A 15913-nucleotide genomic window follows, 5' to 3' on the forward strand; every position below is an offset into this window, starting at 1 on the left:
GCTTGCCGCCGCTCGTCCCCTTTGCTTCTTGCCATGGCTGTTGTGCTGGCTGGGCTGGCGGGCACGGTGATGTCAGCCAAGACGGCCCAGGCCGCGCCTGGCACCTTGCGCTTTTGCGCGCAAGGCAGCCCCAAGACTTTTGACCCGGCCAACACGGACTCAGGCGTCGATCACATCGCCACCTTGCCCATCTACTCGGGCCTGGTGGATAGCGATTTGGCCAGCGACAAGATCCTGCCCTCGCTGGCCGAGAGCTGGAGCATCAGCCCGGACGGCAAGACCTACCGCTTCAAGCTGCGCCAGGGCGTGAAGTTCCACTCCACGGCCTGGTTCAAGCCGACGCGTGACTTCAATGCCGACGATGTGCTGTTCACCTTCGCGCGCTTGCTGGACCCCAAGAGCAGTTACCAGAAGGCCTATCCCACCATCTCGCCCTATGTGCCCTCGCTGGGCTGGGACAAGCTGATCCTCAGCGTCGACAAGCTGGCCGAGGACGAGGTGCAGATCAAGCTCAGCGGCGTGGATGCCTCCTTTCTGGGGAGCTTGACCTATCCCTTTGCCAGCATCCAGTCGGCCGAATATGCGGCCCAGCTGCTGCGCAGCGGCAAGCCCGGCCAGATCGCCACCCAGCCGGTGGGCACCGGCCCCTTTGTGTTCAAGAGCTTTCAGCCTGATAGCGTGATTCGCTACAGCCGCAATCCCAGCTACTTTCTGAAGGATGTGCCGCTGAGCGACAACCTGGTCTACGCCATCACCGTGGACCGTAACGTCAGAACCCAGCGGCTCAAGCGCAATGAGTGCGATATCGCGCCCATCACCGGCTCGGTGGATCTGGCCGAGTTGCAGCAAGACCCCGGCGTCACCATTCAGTCCGCCCCTGGCATGAATATTGGCTTTCTGGCTTTCAATCTGAAGAAGCCACCGCTCGACAAACTGGCCGTGCGCCAGGCCCTGGACATGGCCATCGACAAGCCGGCCATCATCAAAACGGTGTTCGGCAAGGGTGGGGTGGTGGCCGATTCAGTGTTGCCCATGATCAATTGGGCGCATGACGGCTCGCTCAAGGCGCAGCCCTATGCGCCGGAGCAGGCGCGGGCGCTGCTGCAAAAAGCCGGGGTCAAAGAACTGAGCATCACGCTCTGGGCCATGCCGGTGCAACGCTTTTACAACCCCAATGCCCAGCTGATGGCGCAGATGATTCAAAGCGACTGGGCCAAGGTGGGCGTGCAGGCCAAGATCGTCACCTACGAGTGGGGCGAATACCTCAAACGCATCGATGCCGGCGAGCATGACACCGCCTTGCTGGGTTGGAACGGCGAGGCCGAACCCGCCGGCACGGCTGGACAACTGAGTTGCGGCGCGGCGAGCGCCAGCTTCTTCTGCGACAAAGATTACGACGCCACCATTGCTGCGGCCAAGCAGACCCTGGATGTGACTGAGCGCAAAAAGCTCTACGCCAAGGGCCAGCAGATCGCGATGAAGCAGCTGCCCTGGAGTCCGATTGCCAATGGGGCCATGAGTGTGGCTCTGCGCAAGAACGTGGTGGGCTTCAAACTCGGTGTGGACGGCACCATCCGCTTTGATGGCGTGACCCTTCGCTGAGGCCCGCGGCCTGCCCGTAAAATCCGCGCCAGCACAGCAGACCAGAGAGAAGCCCCCGATGAGCATCAAGAGCGACAAATGGATACGCCGCATGGCCGAGCAGCACGGCATGATCGAGCCCTTCGAGCCCGGCCAGATCCGCGCCAACGCCGCCGGCGAGAAGATCGTCAGCTACGGCACCTCCAGCTATGGCTATGACATCCGCTGCGCGCCCGAGTTCAAGGTCTTCACCAATGTCTACAGCAGCGTGGTCGACCCCAAGAACTTCGACGAAAAAAGCTTTGTCGATATGGAGGGCGACCACTGCATCATCCCGCCCAATAGCTTTGCCTTGGCGCGCACGATGGAGTACTTCCGCATCCCACGCAATGTGCTGACCATTTGCTTGGGCAAGAGCACCTATGCGCGCTGCGGCATCATCGTCAACGTCACCCCCTTCGAGCCCGAGTGGGAAGGCTATGTGACGCTGGAGTTCAGCAACACCACGCCGCTGCCGGCCAAGATTTACGCTGGCGAAGGCTGCGCGCAAGTGCTGTTCTTCGAGAGCGACGAGGTCTGCGAGACCAGCTACAAAGACCGCGGCGGCAAGTACCAGGGCCAGACCGGCGTGACCTTGCCGAAAACTTGAATGGAATCAGCCGGTGAATCACCGGCTTTTTGCGATTTAAGTTTGGCGCGAGCCCGGCATCATGAGGCCATTCCACGCTTCTCTGCCGAGGCCGCCTCATGATCATTCCGCTGCACCTCATCCCTGAACAACAGCACAACGCTTTGCCGCTGTATGCCTTGGACGGCGTGGCCGTGGCGGTGGATCCGTCCCTGCGCCCGCAGCATCAGATGCTCGATTTGTGCATGCCCGTCGTCGGCCCTGCCGACCCGGCCGATTTGCAGCGCTTCCAGGCCCTGATGGCTGCCGACGGTATGAACGCGCAAGCCACTCGCATGATGTACGACCGCCTGTACGCCTGCGAGCGCTTGGCCCAAGGCCACGGCAGCGCCAACCCGGTTTTGCGTGATTTGGCGATGCACTTGTTCAATAGCTATCAGCAGGCTGGTGCCTGGATTGGCTTGGTGCATTGAGGCGCTGAACCCTTGCGCGCCGGCAAGCTCAAGCTTGCGCTTTCGCAACTGAGCCCTCGATCTTCGAGGGCTTTGTCGTTTCTGGACTTGGCGGCGAGCCAAGCTGCCCTCAGAGCGCTGTCAGCCAATCGCAGCGCAGGCGACCTCTGCGATGCAGGCCGCGGCGCCAACTGGCGTAGCCGTTTGGCAGCACATAGCCGATCAGGCACAAGGGGAGCAGGGGCCAGTCGTCCAGAAGCAGCAGCACCGGCAGCGCCATCCATCCCATCAGCCAGGCCGTCAGCACCAAGTCCCAGGCGTAAAGCTCTACCGGGTGGCGGGCTTGATGCAGCAGCAGCCAGCGCTTGATTTGGGTCAGTTGCAGCAGAGTCATACCCACCTCGCACAGCCAGTTTGGAAGGCGGCGTGAAGCTGATTCTTGTCAGTTTCGCGTCAGCCTCTTTATCCGCCATTTGAGGGTGAGTTGCTAGCCCTTTTTGGGATATTTATTTTGGGTGCTTGGGCTTGACTTCAGCGCTGGAGCTTGACGGTGGCCGCGACTTCAATCATGGCCCATGGGCTTGATTTCAGTGCTGGAGCTTGAAGGTGGCCACCACTTCAATCATGGCGCGGGCTTGCTGCTGCAGGCTTTCGGCGGCGGCGGCGCTTTCTTCCACCAGGGCGGCGTTTTGCTGGGTGGCTTGGTCCAGTTGGGTCACCGTCTCGCCGATCTGCGAGACGCCCTGGCTTTGCTCCTTGCTGGCTGAGCTGATGGTGTTGACGATTTCGCTCACCTGCTGAATCGCCCCCAGCACCCGACCCATGGTGACGCCGGCCTGGTCCACCAGGCTGGTGCCGTCTTCCACCTGCTGCACGCTGGTGGCGATCTGGGCATGGATTTCCTTGGCGGCATTGGCGGCGCGCTGGGCCAGGCTACGCACCTCGGAGGCCACCACCGCAAAGCCCTTGCCTTGCTCGCCCGCCCGGGCTGCTTCGACGGCGGCATTCAGCGCCAGGATATTGGTCTGGAAGGCGATGCCGTCGATCACCGAGATGATGTCTTCGATGCGGTGCGAGCTGCTATTGATGGCCTTCATGGTGTCCACCACCTGGCCGAAGATCTTGCCGCCTTCGACGGCAATCTCGGAGGCGCCGCGGGCCAGGTGATTGGCCTGCTCGGCGCTCTGGGCGTTCAGCCGCACCGTGTCGCTCAGCGTGGCCATGGTGGCCGAGGTTTCTTCCAGCGAAGCGGCCTGGCTCTCGGTGCGGTTGGATAAATCCAAGCTGCCCACGGCGATCTCGGAGGAGGCGGTGGCGATCTGGTTGGCGGCATCACGCACATGCGAGATCAGCGCCACCAGGCTGGCCTGCATGGTGACCACCGAGGCCAGCACGCTGCCTGGGCGGGCAGTCTCGCCGCCCTCAATATCGCTGAGGTCGCCATTCGCCACCCGGCCCACGGCGCGCCGCAGTGCCACCGGCTCGGCGCCCAGAGCGCGGTGCAGGTTGCGGATGATCATGCCCGCCACAGCCAGCGAGGCGAACAAGGCCAGGGCCGAGACCAGCATCAGGCCTAAGCGCCAGCGCCACATGCTGGCCTGCGCCGCCTGGGCTTTGTGCTGGGCATCTTGCTCGGCCAGCTCGGTGTCATGGCGCAGCAGCTTGTTCATCTTGACCAGCAAGGGAATGCCCTCGGCATTCATGCGGGTAGTAGCCTCGTCACGGTCACCGGTGAGACCCATATTGATGATGTTCAGCGCGATCGGGGCATAGCTTTGCTCGAGCTGCTTGGCTTCGCTGGCGGCTTGCTTGGCGGCCTCATCCATATCGCTGGCGGCGGCAACGGCGCTGTTAAAGCGGCCCAGTAACTCCTGTACTTCCTTGTGCGCGGCGCTGGCCGCAGCGGCCTGCTGTTCGCGTTCGGCCGGGCTATTGGCCAGCAAGAGGTTTTGGGTGGCAATGGCGCGGTCTTTCATCGCCCCGCCCAGCCGGCTCAGCAGCTGAGAGCGCTGATTGCTGCCCTCTGCAAAGCTGACGAAGGCCTCGTTGGACTGCCCCAGGGCGGTGACAGCCAGCAGTGCGACCAGAAGGCAGAGCCCGGCGAGCGCGCCAAAGGCCAGGAGCAGTTGTCGACGGATCGTCATGCGGTGTCTCCTTGAGCTGAGTGCTGCCGGTGGCCCGGCGCCAACTTTCTGTCAATGAGTATGCCGCGTAACGCGAAAAATATACGGTCATAAGTCCTTGCTTTGCTTGGTATTTCACGGCCAGTGCGAAGCCGGCTTGTCCTTCGTCTTTTCTGGATCATTTCTGGATTTCTCGCGGCCAGCGTTGCCGTGCTGCCCACCTAAAATCGCCCGCTCCCATAGCCTTCAAGCGAAAGCCTAGCCATGCCCACTGCCCAGCGGACCCCGCGTTTTACGTCTGTCTTGTCCGCTCTTGCGCTTTGCGCTCCGATGCTGCTGGGTTCGGCCTGGGCCGCCGGTACGGCACCCCAGGCGCAGCTGCTGGCCGCGGCCCAGCGGGAGCAAGCGCCTTTACTCAAAAGCTTGGAGCAGTTCGTCAATATCGAGACCGGCAGCCGTGAGCTCGCGGGGCTCAAGCAATTGGCGGCTGTGTTGGCGGAGCGCTTGCGCGCCCTCGGCGGCGAGGTAGAACTGCTGGCCCCCAGCGAGGTCTACCGCATGGAAGACACGCCGGAAGAGCTGGGTCAGCATGTCAAAGCCGTATTCCGCGGCAAGGGCAGCAAGAAGATCTTGCTGATCGCGCATATGGACACCGTCTACCCGGCCGGCATGTTGGCGCGCCAGCCTTTCGGTATTCGCGAAGACCGGGCTTACGGCCTGGGCATTGCCGACGACAAGCAAGGCCTAGCCACTATTCTTCATTTGCTGGCGGTGCTCAAGTCGCTGAAGTTTGAGGACTACGGCCAGATCACCGTGCTCTTCAATGCGGATGAAGAAATCTCCTCGCCCGGCTCTCGCGCCATCTTGACCCGTTTGGGCGCCGAGCATGATGCGGTGATGTCTTTCGAAGGCTCGGGCGCCACCGCCGATCATCTGTCGCTGGCCACTGCCGGCATTGCCTCGGTGAACCTGACGGTGCATGGCCGCGCCACCCATGCGGGCGGTGCGCCGCATTTTGGTGTCAATGCCTTGTACGAGTTGTCGCATCAAGTGCTGCAGATGCGTGATTTGTCCGACCCGCTGACGGGTGTCAAGCTCAACTGGACCATGGCCAAGGCCGGCATCGTGCGCAATATGATCCCGCCCCTGGCCACGGCCGAGGCCGATGTGCGGGTGCTGCGGGTGCAGGACTACGACGCGCTGGAGCAAAAGCTGCAGCAGCGCATCCAGAACCGGCTGTTGCCCGAGGCGCGGGTTGAACTGAAGTTTGAGCGCCGCCGTCCGCCCCTGGAGGTCACACCCGTGTCGCAGGCCTTCGCCGAACATGCCCGGCGCGTCTATGCCGAACTTGGCTTGCAGCTGCGCGTCGATGCTGTTGCAGCCGGCGGCGGCACGGACGCTGCATTCGCTGGGTTACGCGCCCGTGGCCCGGTGGTGGAGCGCTTTGGTTTGCGCGGCGCCGGCGCCCACACCAGCGACGCGGAGTATGTGCTGATCAGCTCCATCGTGCCCCGCCTGTACCTGGCCGCGGGCATGGTGATGGCCTTCTCGCGCGGCGAGGTACCAGCGCAGCCCTGAATGCTTGTTCGGCCCCAGGAGACCCTTCCGGGTCCATGTGGGCGGAGCCAGCTTTTGATCCACTGAACCTACAGCCCAGCCTGTGACACGCAGCGTTGCCGCCCGGCGCTGCAAATATTTTTCCCCCATGTCTTTCGGCAATGCCGTGGCAAGCCTGTAGGCTTCGCGGTTTTTGTTGTTGAACCTAGCCTGAGAAACACAACGCGCATGAAACAAAAGAAGAATTCCTACGGTTTGCCTGGCGGCGCTGTGCTAGCCCAGAGCCTGGCCCTGAGCTTGGGTCTGGTGGCCTCCGCACAAGCGGGTGAGGGCATGTGGATGCCCCAGCAATTGCCCCAAATCTCTAAAGATCTGAAGGCCGCCGGCCTGCAACTGGACCCGGCCAAGCTGACCCAGCTGACCGAGTTCCCCATGGGCGCCGTGATCAGCCTGGGTGGCTGCACCGCTTCCTTTGTGTCGCCGCAAGGCCTGGTGGTGACGAACCACCACTGCGCCTACGGCAGCATCCAGTACAACTCAACGCCCCAGCGAGACCTGCTGAAGAACGGTTTCCTGGCCGCGTCCCTGAGCGATGAGCTGCCGGCCGCGCCTGGCAGCCGTGTCTATGTGACCGTGGCCGTCAGCGATGTCAGCGACAAGGTGCTGGACGCCAAGACGCAAGGTTTGAGCGGCAAGGCCCGCGTTGATGCCATCGAAGCCAAGCAGAAGTCCTTGACCGCGGCTTGCGAGCAAGACGCCGGCCATCGCTGCCAAGTCGCCAGCTTCTACGGCGGCCTGCAGTACCAGCTGATCAAGCAGATGGAAATCCGCGACGTGCGCCTGGTGCATGCGCCTGCACTGGGCGTGGGCCTGTTCGGTGGCGACACCGACAACTGGATGTGGCCACGCCACACCGGCGACTACAGCTTCTACCGTGCCTATGTGGGCCCGGACGGCAAGCCGGCTGATTTCAACGCCGCCAACAAGCCCTACGAGTCCAAGCATTTCCTTAAGCTGGCCTCCAAGCCGCTGAATGAAGGCGACTTCGTCATGGTCACCGGCTACCCCGGCCGCACCAACCGCCACCGCCTGCCTGCCGAGGTGGACTTCGCCTTCGGCTGGGAGCAGCCCACTCGCATCAAGCTGATGGGTGAGCAGCTGGCCCTGATCAAGCAGGAAACCGCCGGTCGCCGCGAAGCCGAAATCGCCATGGCCGACCGCGTGGCCGGCCTGGGCAATTACTTCAAGAACCTGCAAGGCCAGCAAGCCAGCTACGAGGGCAGCGACATCCTGGCCCGCAAGAGCCAGGCTTTTGCCGAGTTGAAGCAGTGGATCAGCGCCGACGCCGGCCGCAACAAGCTCTACGGCGCCGATATCGCCAAGGTGGAAAGCCTGCTGGCCCAACGCCAAGCCATTGCCCGTGCTGAGATCTTGCTGGACCTGAGCGCCCCGCGTCTGCTGGGCACCGCCCGCACCCTGCTGGAAAACGCCCACCAGCAAGCCAAGGCCGATGCTGAGCGCAAGCCCGGTTTCCAAGCCCGCGACCAGCGCCGCCTGAGCCAAGGCATGGAGGCGCTGGACAAGCGTTACGACGAGCAAGTCGACAAGCGTTTGACCGCCCACTTCCTGGCCAAGTACCTGGCCCAGCCCGCTGCGCAATTGAACGCGCCGATGCTGGCCGCCCTGGGCCTGCAAGCCGGCATGGATGAGGCCGCCGTCAAGGCCCGCCTGGCTGTGGTTTACGCCGGTAGCAAGCTGGCCAACAAGGCCGAGCGCATGGCTTGGTTGAAGAGCGATGTGGCCGGCTTCAAAGCCAGCGACGACGCCTTCATCAAGGCCGCCGTGGCCCTGCATGCCGATGACGAAGCGCGCGAAAACCGCGACAAGGAAATCGCTGGCCAGATCAACCAAGCTTACGGCAGCACCATGAAGGCCCTGATCGCCTTCAAGGCCAGCAAGGGCGAAGCCGTTTACCCCGACGCCAACAGCACGCTGCGCGTGGCTTTCGGCAAGGTCGAGGGCCGCAAGGGCGCGGTGGACGGTGGCGATTGGCATGCCTTCACCACCTTGCGCGGCATTCCCGCCAAGCACAAGGGCGAGGGCGAGTTCAATGCGCCGGCCGAACAGCTGGCCGCTATTCAAGCACGCAAGTTTGACAACTACGGCGTCGCGGCGCTGGACTCAGTGCCGGTCAACTTCCTGGCCACGCTGGACACCACCGGTGGCAACTCCGGCTCGCCGGTCTTGAATGACCGCGCCGAGCTGGTTGGCCTGCTGTTCGACGGCACGCTGGACAGCGTCATCGACAGCTGGGACTTCGACGCCAAGAAGTCGCGCAGCATCTGCCTGGATGCCCGCTACATGCTGTGGCAGATGAAGGTGGTCGACAAGGCCCAGCGCCTGCTGGGCGAAATGGGTGTGAAGTAAGCCAGCAAGGCAGCGCGGATCAAGCTTCGCGAACTGCCTGACCCCAGCTTGTAGGGGTTTGCTCAAGAGTGGGCTGTTTGCACAATGCAGGCAGCCCTTTTTTCTTTGTCCTTTTTTCCTGCGTCAGGACCGCCGCACATGATTCTTGACCACATTGGTATTCCCGTCAGCGACTATGCCGCCGCCAAGCAGTTCTTTGCCCAAGCCTTGGCGCCGCTGAACATCAGCCTGGTGCTGGAAGTGAAGGGCTGGGCGGGATTTGGCCGCGCTGGCCGGCCGCAGTTCTGGTTTGGCCATGGAGAGAGCGGCGCGGTGGCCGCGCCCCAGCACATCGCTTTTGCAGCGGAGAACCGCGCCCAGGTGCGGGCTTTTTACGAGGCCGCCTTGCAAGCCGGCGCCAAAGACAATGGCGCGCCCGGCATCCGGGAGATTTATCACCCGCACTATTACGGCGCCTTCGTGATCGGGCCGGACGGGCATAACGTCGAGGCTGTCTGTCATTTGCCGACCGAATGAGCGGCCCGCAAGTTCCCCCGCTGATGACTGAGGCCGTGATCGTTCTGACGACCGAGCGCCTGCGCTTGCGCCACATGACGGTGGACGACGCCGCCTTCATGCTGCGCCTGCTGAATGAGCCCTCATGGCTGCGCTTCATCGGCGACCGTGGCGTCAAGACCTTGGCCGATGCGCAGCGCTATATCTTGAACGGCCCAGTGGAGATGGTGAGCCGCCTGGGCTTTGGCTTTTACGTCGTGGAGCTCAATGACCAGGCGGGACCGGTCGGCCCGGTCGCCCCGGTCGGTATTTGCGGCCTGGCCCAGCGGCCCTATCTGGAGGATGTGGACATCGGCTTTGCCTTTTTGCCCGAGTTCTGGGGCCAGGGCTATGCCTTCGAGGCCGCCGCGGCGGTGCTGGACCTGGCGCGCACGCGGCTAGGCTTGCGGCGCGTGCTCGCCACCGTGCGCCCGGGCAATCAAAGCTCGATCAAGCTGCTGGAAAAGCTGGGGCTGCGCTATGAGAAAACCATGCCCCACCCGCTGGGCGATAGCGCCGAGGGCGCCCGCGAGTTGATGCTTTATGCCTACGAGGCGCCCAGCCAGCCGGCGCCTTGAATCGGGAGTGGCAGCCGAGGCGGCCGTGGCGGGCTGAGCTTTGCTGCCCGCCCGCTCTCAGAGCTTGAAGCTGCCCGGCACCAAGATATCGCGCCCGACGGATTGAATCTGCGTGTGGCCGCAAAACGCCATGCTGACGTCCAATTCCTTGTGGATGATCTCCAGCGCCTTGGTCACGCCGGCTTCACCCATGGCGCCCAGGCCGTAGAGAAAAGCGCGGCCGATGTAAGTGCCGCGGGCACCCAGGGCCCAGGCCTTGAGCACGTCCTGGCCGCTGCGGATGCCGCTGTCCATATGCACTTCGATCTGATCGCCCACGGCCGCCACGATGCGGGGCAGGGCATGGATGCTGGACTCAGCACCGTCCAGCTGCCGGCCGCCATGGTTGCTGACGATGATGGCATCGGCGCCGCTTTGCGCCGCCAGCCGGGCATCCTCCACATCCATGATGCCCTTGAGGATGAGCTTGCCGCCCCATTGCTTTTTGACCCACTCCACATCGGCCCAGCTCAGGCGCGGGTCGAACTGCTCATTGGTCCAGGCCGCCAGCGAACTCATATCGCTGACGCCTTTGACATGGCCGACCAGATTGCCAAAAGTGTGGCGGCGCGTGCCCGCCATGCCCAGGCACCAGCGGGGCTTGGTCAGCAGGTTGAGGATGTTGCGCAGGGTCGGGCGCGGCGGCGCGCTGAGGCCGTTTTTCAGGTCTTTGTGGCGCTGGCCGATCACTTGCAAATCCAGCGTCAGCACCAGGGCGCTGCAACGTGCGGCGCGGGCGCGTTCGATCATGCGCACCATGGCGTCACGGTCGCGCATCATGTAGAGCTGGAACCAAAAAGGGGCTTGGGTGTGGGCGGCAATGTCCTCGATCGAGCAGATGCTCATGGTCGAGAGCGTGAAGGGGATGCCGAACTTCTTGGCCGCCATCGCCGCCAGCATCTCACCGTCCGCATGCTGCATGCCGGTCAAGCCGGTGGGCGCAATGGCCACCGGCATCTTGGTGTCCACGCCCACCATCTGCGTGGCCAGGCTGCGGTTTTCCATGTTCACGGCGACCCGCTGGCGGAACTGGATTGGCGCGAAGTCCGAGCTATTGGCGCGGTAAGTGCCTTCGGTCCAGCTGCCGGAATCGGCGTAGTCGTAGAACATGCGGGGCACGCGCTTTTCGGCCAAGGCGCGCAGGTCTTCGATGCAGGTGATGGTGGGCATGGGGCGTGGGTTTTTTAGCGTTGGGGCCGCGGTTAAAACAAGCTGAGATTCTCGGCCACTGGGATGCTAAGCCCCGCAGCGACCAGTTTGCCGCGTTTGCGGCTCAGGGCTTCCCCGGGGCGGCTCAAGCTGCCCATGCGCACGCCGAGCAAGCGTATGCGCTTGTCCAGCGGCACGCGCTTGAGGCAGGCACCGGCGGCACGGCGTATGGCTTGGGCGTCCTGGGTGGGGGCATCCAGCGTGAGGTCACGGGTGACGGTGTGAAAACCTTCAAAGCGCAGCTTGATGCCGACGGTGCGGCCGAGGTAGTTCTTGCGCGTCAGGTCAGACGCTAACTGCTCACACAAGCGGGTGAAGATGGCGCCCAGTTCGGCCCGGTCGTGCACGGCGTGGAGGTCACGCTCGAAGGTGGTTTCACGGCTGATGCTGACCGGCTCGCTGTGGGTGACCACCGCGCGTTGGTCGCGCCCGTGCGAGGCCTCATGCAGCCAGGCGCCAAAGCTCTTGCCGAAATGCTCGATCAGCAGCGCAGGCGCGGCGGCCGCCACATCGCCCACCGTCTCCAGTCCCAGGGCCAGCAGCTTGGCGCCCGCCTTGGGGCCGATGCCATTGACCTTGCGCACGCCCAGCGGCCAGATGCGGGCCTCGATTTCATCCGCCATCAAAAGCGTGATGCCATCGGGCTTGTCCATCTCGGACGCGATTTTGGACAGCAGCTTATTGGGCGTGATGCCGATCGAGCAGGTCAGCCCGGTGGCGCGCAGCACTGAATTTTTGATTTCACGCGCCACCGCGCGCAGGCCGCCTTGCGGGTCGTGACCCACGGCCTCGCGCACGCCGGCCACTTCGCTGAGGTCGATGTAAATCTCGTCAATCCCCCTGTCTTCAATCACCGGCGCCACCTCGGCCACGGCCTGTTTGAACAGGCGCGAGTAGTGGCGGTAGGCATCAAAGTCGGTCGGCAAGAGGATGGCGTCGGGCGCGCGCAGGGCCGCTTTCATCAAGCCCATGCCGGAGAAAACGCCCAGGTCACGCGCCGCATAGGTGCTGGTGGTGACGACGCCGCGGCCGGTGTAGTCGCGCAAGCGGGCATAGCGGCGTGTGCCGTCGGGCAGATCCACTGGGGCATGGGCGCGGCGCCCGCCAATCACCACCGCCTGGCCTTTGAGCTCGGGGTAGCGCAGCAACTCCACCGAGGCGTAGAAGGCGTCCATGTCCAGATGCGCGATCAGGCGCTCGGGCAGAGGGGCTGGGCCGTCAGGTTTTGAGAGGGGCGGGCTGCTCATCGACATCCATTGTCGCGCGGCAATTCCGCGCGGGCCGCAGCCTTCCTCAGACCCGCGTGGCCTCGAACAAATCGGTAAAACCGGGGTTTCTTCACGGCTCTTGCTCTTGCTTGGCCGCCGAAACTCGCATGTAACCCTTGCGTGCGTGCACGCGTGCGTCAGCTGTTCTTGATGTGCAAAGAGCAGTCTTTTCTGGAGCCCTACGAATGAATGCCATACGAACCAATGATCGCGTCCTGCTGAGTGCCATCTTGCTGCTGCTACTGGGTTGCCTGGGCTATGGGGCAGCCTACGGCAATTTTGGCCTGGCCTTGGGCATAGGTTTGCTGCTGATGGCGGTTTCGGTGGCTATCGCCTGGATGTCCGGCGGCGGGACTGGCTCCCAGCTGGGCTTGCCCTTCCTGGGCATGGCCATGGTGGCCTTGATGATACAGGTGGCGGCGGGGCGCACTGAGGCGCACTTCAGCGTCTTCGCCTTTCTGGCTGTCACGGCCGTCTACCGAAGCCCGGTGCCGATTTTGGTGGCAGCGGTGACGGTCGCCTTGCATCACCTGAGCTTCAACTATTTCCAGCAATGGGCTTGGGGCCCGATCTGCTTCACCAAGCCGGGCTTGGGCATCGTGCTGGAGCACGCCGCCTTTGTGGTCGCCGAGTCTGGCGTGCTGCTGGTGCTGGCCGCCGGTGCGCGGCGTGACTTTGCGGTCGGCGAGGAGCTCAACACGATTGCCCAGCGCCTGCGCACCGAAGACGGCAAGGTGGACTTTGCCGCCATCCAGACGCAAAGCAAGGCACCGACGACGCTGCGCATGTTGGACGCACTCGGCGCGGTTGAAGATGCCATGGCCTCGGTGCGCGGCAGCACCGATTCGATCCGCACCGCGGCCGATGAAATCGCCTCCGGCAGCCTGGACCTTTCCACCCGAACGGAGCAAGCCGCCAGCAATCTGCAGCGCGCTGCTAGTTCCATGGAGCAGCTGACACGCACGGTCAGCCAGAGCGCAGAATCGGCTCGCACCGCGAGTCAGTTGGCCCATTCAGCGGCCGCGGTGGCGCAACGTGGCGGCGATGTGGTGAGCCAGGTGGTCAGCACCATGGACGACATCAATACCAGCTCGCGCAAGATCGGCGACATCATTGGCGTCATCGACGGCATTGCCTTCCAGACCAATATCTTGGCCCTGAATGCCGCCGTTGAAGCAGCCCGTGCCGGCGAGCAAGGGCGAGGCTTTGCGGTGGTGGCCGGCGAGGTGCGCAGCCTGGCGCAGCGCAGCGCCGAGGCCGCCCGTGAAATCAAGGGCTTGATCGGTAACAGCATGGCGCGGGTGGAAGACGGCTCGCGCCTGGTCAACGATGCCGGCCAGACCATGGGCGATATCGTCGCCTCGGTGAAGCAGGTCAGTGACATCATCGGCGAGATCTCCACCTCGGCCGCCGAGCAGAGCCAAGGCATCGTCCAAGTCACCGCCTCGGTCAATGAGTTGGATCAGATGACGCAACAGAACGCCGCGCTGGTGGAGGAGTCTGCCGCCGCCGCGCAAAGCCTGCGCGACCATGCTGCAGTGCTGGGCGAGGCCGTGTCGGCTTTCAAGATGGCCAGGCACTGAAGGCAGGCTGCCGGCGAGCTGCCCTTACGTCATCTGTCAGGTTTGACAGGTGGCGCGAAAGCGGACGTGGCTATAAGCTCGTGCCAAGCCAACGAGGGCTGCGTAGCAAGACTGGGCCTCAAGCCCGGCGGCATCACGCAAGCGAGGCGCAACAGTCGGCTCTGAACTGACTGGCGCCCAGCGGACGGAGAGTTTGTTAGTTTGGAGGCTGGCGGTCTTGTCCAATCAATCGGGCATCACCGCTGCAAGCGAAGGGTAGGCAAGTCGAGCTGTCGCAAGCCTGAATGGGCTGTGAGCTCGACTTTTCTTTTTTGCGCATTGCTGCGTCGCGTTCGTAGCGACCATGGGCATGATCAGAGCCCGCTGCTGCCAAATGGCTTTATTGCTCGCCGCAAGGTTCGAGTTGCTATGCTGCCTCGTCGTACCCCGCTGGATAGGAACTGACAGAACCATGGCCAAGACTTGGGGCTTGCGCTCAGGTAGCGCTCAATGTTGCGGCCGCCGCCGCATGGGCCTTCAATTGACCATGGCGCTGGCGGCTCTCTGGCCGGGCGTGCTGATGGCGCAGGCTGCGGCAGCGGCCCAGTTGGTGCCGCTCTACAGCTATTACACCGACCCGCCATACAGCCCCGCCTTGGCCGGCAATCTGAGCCACAAGCTGGCCGGCTGGCTGAGCCGTAAGTCTGGTGGCCGCTACCAGTTTGTGGCGAAAGACATCCCGCGCGCGCGCCTGGACCGGGATGTGCTGTCACGCCCGGGCTGGTTGGGCGTGGTGGCCTGGGTGGGGCCAGACTTTATGCTCGACCCGACGATGCAGAAGTACTGGTGGAGCGAGCCGCTCTTGCGCGACGCGGTCTGGGTCGTGTCCCGGCGCGACAAGCCGGTGGACTTTGTTGATGTCAGCTCATTTGACGGCCTGGTGTTCGGCGCCATTCGGGGCCGGCAATTGCCGGATATGGACGCTGCCATCGCCGTAGGTCGGATCCGCCGCGAGGACGGGGTTGGCGGCGAAGCCAATCTGCGCAAGCTGCAACTCGGCCGCATCGATGTGACTTTTGTGCAGGCCGCAGCGCTGCCCTATTTCCGCGAGCAAATTCCTGACCTAGACAGCTGGCTTTACGTCGCCGCCAAGCCGCGCCTCACGGTGGAGCGCCGTTTGATGAGCGACCGCTCTCAAGTCGAGTTGAATGCCTTTTTGCGGCGTTGCGTGCTTGAGTTGCGCGTCGACCCTGAGTGGCGGCCGGTGATTGAATCACTGGCCTATCCCGAGGGCTTGCGCCCCTACAGAAACCCGGCCAGCGGCCGGCCTTGATTGCTTCAGCCGCAGCTATTGCTGCCGCAAGAGCTGATGCTTGTCGCTTCGGAGGCCAGTGGCTTGGCGAGCTGGCCGGTGGCCGCGTCAAAGCCAACTTGATTCATGTGGAAAATCAGCGCCGCGTCCATCATCTCGGCGTGGGCAGGGAACCACTTGACCAGTTCTGGCACGAGATTGCCCATGGGCTCGAAGTCGCCATGCGCCTGGGCATGCACCAGCACTTGGCGCATCACATCCAGCACCATCGTGTGTTGCTTGGTGTGGCAGTTGTCGGGGGCGAAGCCGGTGGCGGCCATCCAGCCTTCTTCCATGCCGAAATGGGCCTCGGTATGGGCGAGCAGCTCTTGGTAGAGCGGCAAGATCCTTGCCTCATCGCCAGTGCTCACCGCGTCACCCCAGCGGTTCAGCAGTTCCACGAATTCTTGATGGGTCTGGTCAATCTGCGGATGCTGCAGAGCCAGGTCGTCGGTCCAGGTGAGGGTACTCATGGTCGGGCAGCTTAGCGCAGGCGGCGAGGTTTGGCGCTTGCGCTGGATCAAGACAAGAGGGCGGACAAGAGGGCGACTAGGCCCAAGCCTGGGCGTGTACCCCGGCTCAAGCCTAAACGAAACGGTCGCGT

Annotated in this window: 14 protein-coding genes; 9 read left to right on the top strand and 5 right to left on the bottom strand. The window is 63.5% G+C overall.

All coding sequences use genetic code 11. The features are described from left to right. The first annotated feature begins 33 nt into the window (after positions 1-33). From AABB87_RS07680 to AABB87_RS07690, 3 genes are all read left to right on the top strand, one after another. Positions 34-1602, top strand: coding sequence for an ABC transporter substrate-binding protein (locus AABB87_RS07680; RefSeq protein ID WP_341970695.1), 1569 nt, complete (start codon positions 34-36; stop codon positions 1600-1602). Between the two features lie 58 nt (positions 1603-1660). Then, positions 1661-2230, top strand: a complete 570-nt coding sequence (gene dcd, locus AABB87_RS07685; protein ID WP_058719162.1) for a dCTP deaminase — start codon at positions 1661-1663, stop codon at positions 2228-2230. 98 nt (positions 2231-2328) lie between these two features. Continuing rightward, a complete protein-coding gene (locus AABB87_RS07690; RefSeq protein WP_341970696.1) occupies positions 2329-2682 on the top strand; it encodes a hypothetical protein in 354 nt (117 codons plus the stop codon). Positions 2683-2791: 109 nt separating this feature from the next. Here the strand turns inward: AABB87_RS07690 and AABB87_RS07695 are convergent, their stop codons facing one another. After that, positions 2792-3055, bottom strand: coding sequence for a hypothetical protein (locus AABB87_RS07695; protein WP_341970697.1), 264 nt, complete (start codon positions 3053-3055; stop codon positions 2792-2794). 193 nt (positions 3056-3248) lie between these two features. Next, positions 3249-4805, bottom strand: a complete 1557-nt coding sequence (locus AABB87_RS07700) for a methyl-accepting chemotaxis protein (protein WP_341970698.1) — start codon at positions 4803-4805, stop codon at positions 3249-3251. A 243-nt stretch (positions 4806-5048) separates the two neighbouring features. Between AABB87_RS07700 and AABB87_RS07705 the strand changes: the two genes are divergently transcribed. The 4 genes from AABB87_RS07705 (at position 5049) to AABB87_RS07720 (ending at position 9880) form a co-directional block, all read left to right on the top strand. Next, positions 5049-6362 (top strand): glutamate carboxypeptidase, encoded by a 1314-nt coding sequence (locus AABB87_RS07705; RefSeq protein ID WP_341970699.1) that lies wholly within the window; start codon positions 5049-5051, stop codon positions 6360-6362. A 207-nt stretch (positions 6363-6569) separates the two neighbouring features. Continuing rightward, positions 6570-8768, top strand: a complete 2199-nt coding sequence (locus tag AABB87_RS07710) for a S46 family peptidase (protein WP_341970700.1) — start codon at positions 6570-6572, stop codon at positions 8766-8768. A 138-nt stretch (positions 8769-8906) separates the two neighbouring features. After that, entirely contained in the window at positions 8907-9284 is a 378-nt protein-coding gene (locus AABB87_RS07715) for a VOC family protein (RefSeq protein WP_341970701.1), read from the top strand. A gap of 23 nt (positions 9285-9307) precedes the next feature. Beyond that, positions 9308-9880, top strand: a complete 573-nt coding sequence (locus tag AABB87_RS07720; protein WP_341970702.1) for a GNAT family N-acetyltransferase — start codon at positions 9308-9310, stop codon at positions 9878-9880. 57 nt (positions 9881-9937) lie between these two features. On the opposite strand, the gene AABB87_RS07725 is transcribed toward AABB87_RS07720, so the two are convergent. Next, positions 9938-11089 carry an alpha-hydroxy acid oxidase gene (locus AABB87_RS07725; protein ID WP_341970703.1) on the bottom strand — a complete coding sequence of 384 codons (1152 nt, stop codon included), beginning with the start codon at positions 11087-11089 and terminating at the stop codon, positions 9938-9940. A 32-nt stretch (positions 11090-11121) separates the two neighbouring features. Beyond that, complete coding sequence (gene dinB, locus AABB87_RS07730; protein WP_341970704.1) at positions 11122-12375, bottom strand: DNA polymerase IV; 1254 nt, start codon at positions 12373-12375, stop codon at positions 11122-11124. A 206-nt stretch (positions 12376-12581) separates the two neighbouring features. Between dinB and AABB87_RS07735 the strand changes: the two genes are divergently transcribed. Both AABB87_RS07735 and AABB87_RS07740 read left to right on the top strand, forming a co-directional pair. After that, positions 12582-13979, top strand: coding sequence for a methyl-accepting chemotaxis protein (locus tag AABB87_RS07735; protein ID WP_341970705.1), 1398 nt, complete (start codon positions 12582-12584; stop codon positions 13977-13979). A gap of 508 nt (positions 13980-14487) precedes the next feature. Beyond that, positions 14488-15291: a hypothetical protein gene (locus tag AABB87_RS07740; protein ID WP_341970706.1), complete on the top strand. Its 804-nt coding sequence runs from the start codon at positions 14488-14490 to the stop codon at positions 15289-15291. A gap of 5 nt (positions 15292-15296) precedes the next feature. On the opposite strand, the gene AABB87_RS07745 is transcribed toward AABB87_RS07740, so the two are convergent. Continuing rightward, entirely contained in the window at positions 15297-15782 is a 486-nt protein-coding gene (locus AABB87_RS07745; RefSeq protein WP_341970707.1) for a hemerythrin domain-containing protein, read from the bottom strand. Positions 15783-15913: the final 131 nt, after the last annotated feature.

The sequence above is a fragment of the Roseateles sp. PN1 genome (assembly GCF_038419725.1).
Taxonomy (GTDB): domain Bacteria; phylum Pseudomonadota; class Gammaproteobacteria; order Burkholderiales; family Burkholderiaceae_C; genus Paucibacter_A.

Excerpts from the sequence above, each read along its gene's own strand:
- AABB87_RS07680 (WP_341970695.1), top strand. The coding sequence starts at position 34 with ATGGCTGTTGTGCTGGCTGGGCTGGCGGGCACGGTGATGTCAGCCAAG.
- dcd (WP_058719162.1), top strand. The coding sequence starts at position 1,661 with ATGAGCATCAAGAGCGACAAATGGATACGCCGCATGGCCGAGCAGCAC.
- AABB87_RS07690 (WP_341970696.1), top strand. The coding sequence starts at position 2,329 with ATGATCATTCCGCTGCACCTCATCCCTGAACAACAGCACAACGCTTTG.
- AABB87_RS07695 (WP_341970697.1), bottom strand. The coding sequence starts at position 3,055 with ATGACTCTGCTGCAACTGACCCAAATCAAGCGCTGGCTGCTGCTGCAT.
- AABB87_RS07700 (WP_341970698.1), bottom strand. The coding sequence starts at position 4,805 with ATGACGATCCGTCGACAACTGCTCCTGGCCTTTGGCGCGCTCGCCGGG.
- AABB87_RS07705 (WP_341970699.1), top strand. The coding sequence starts at position 5,049 with ATGCCCACTGCCCAGCGGACCCCGCGTTTTACGTCTGTCTTGTCCGCT.
- AABB87_RS07710 (WP_341970700.1), top strand. The coding sequence starts at position 6,570 with ATGAAACAAAAGAAGAATTCCTACGGTTTGCCTGGCGGCGCTGTGCTA.
- AABB87_RS07715 (WP_341970701.1), top strand. The coding sequence starts at position 8,907 with ATGATTCTTGACCACATTGGTATTCCCGTCAGCGACTATGCCGCCGCC.
- AABB87_RS07720 (WP_341970702.1), top strand. The coding sequence starts at position 9,308 with ATGACTGAGGCCGTGATCGTTCTGACGACCGAGCGCCTGCGCTTGCGC.
- AABB87_RS07725 (WP_341970703.1), bottom strand. The coding sequence starts at position 11,089 with ATGCCCACCATCACCTGCATCGAAGACCTGCGCGCCTTGGCCGAAAAG.
- dinB (WP_341970704.1), bottom strand. The coding sequence starts at position 12,375 with ATGAGCAGCCCGCCCCTCTCAAAACCTGACGGCCCAGCCCCTCTGCCC.
- AABB87_RS07735 (WP_341970705.1), top strand. The coding sequence starts at position 12,582 with ATGAATGCCATACGAACCAATGATCGCGTCCTGCTGAGTGCCATCTTG.
- AABB87_RS07740 (WP_341970706.1), top strand. The coding sequence starts at position 14,488 with ATGGGCCTTCAATTGACCATGGCGCTGGCGGCTCTCTGGCCGGGCGTG.
- AABB87_RS07745 (WP_341970707.1), bottom strand. The coding sequence starts at position 15,782 with ATGAGTACCCTCACCTGGACCGACGACCTGGCTCTGCAGCATCCGCAG.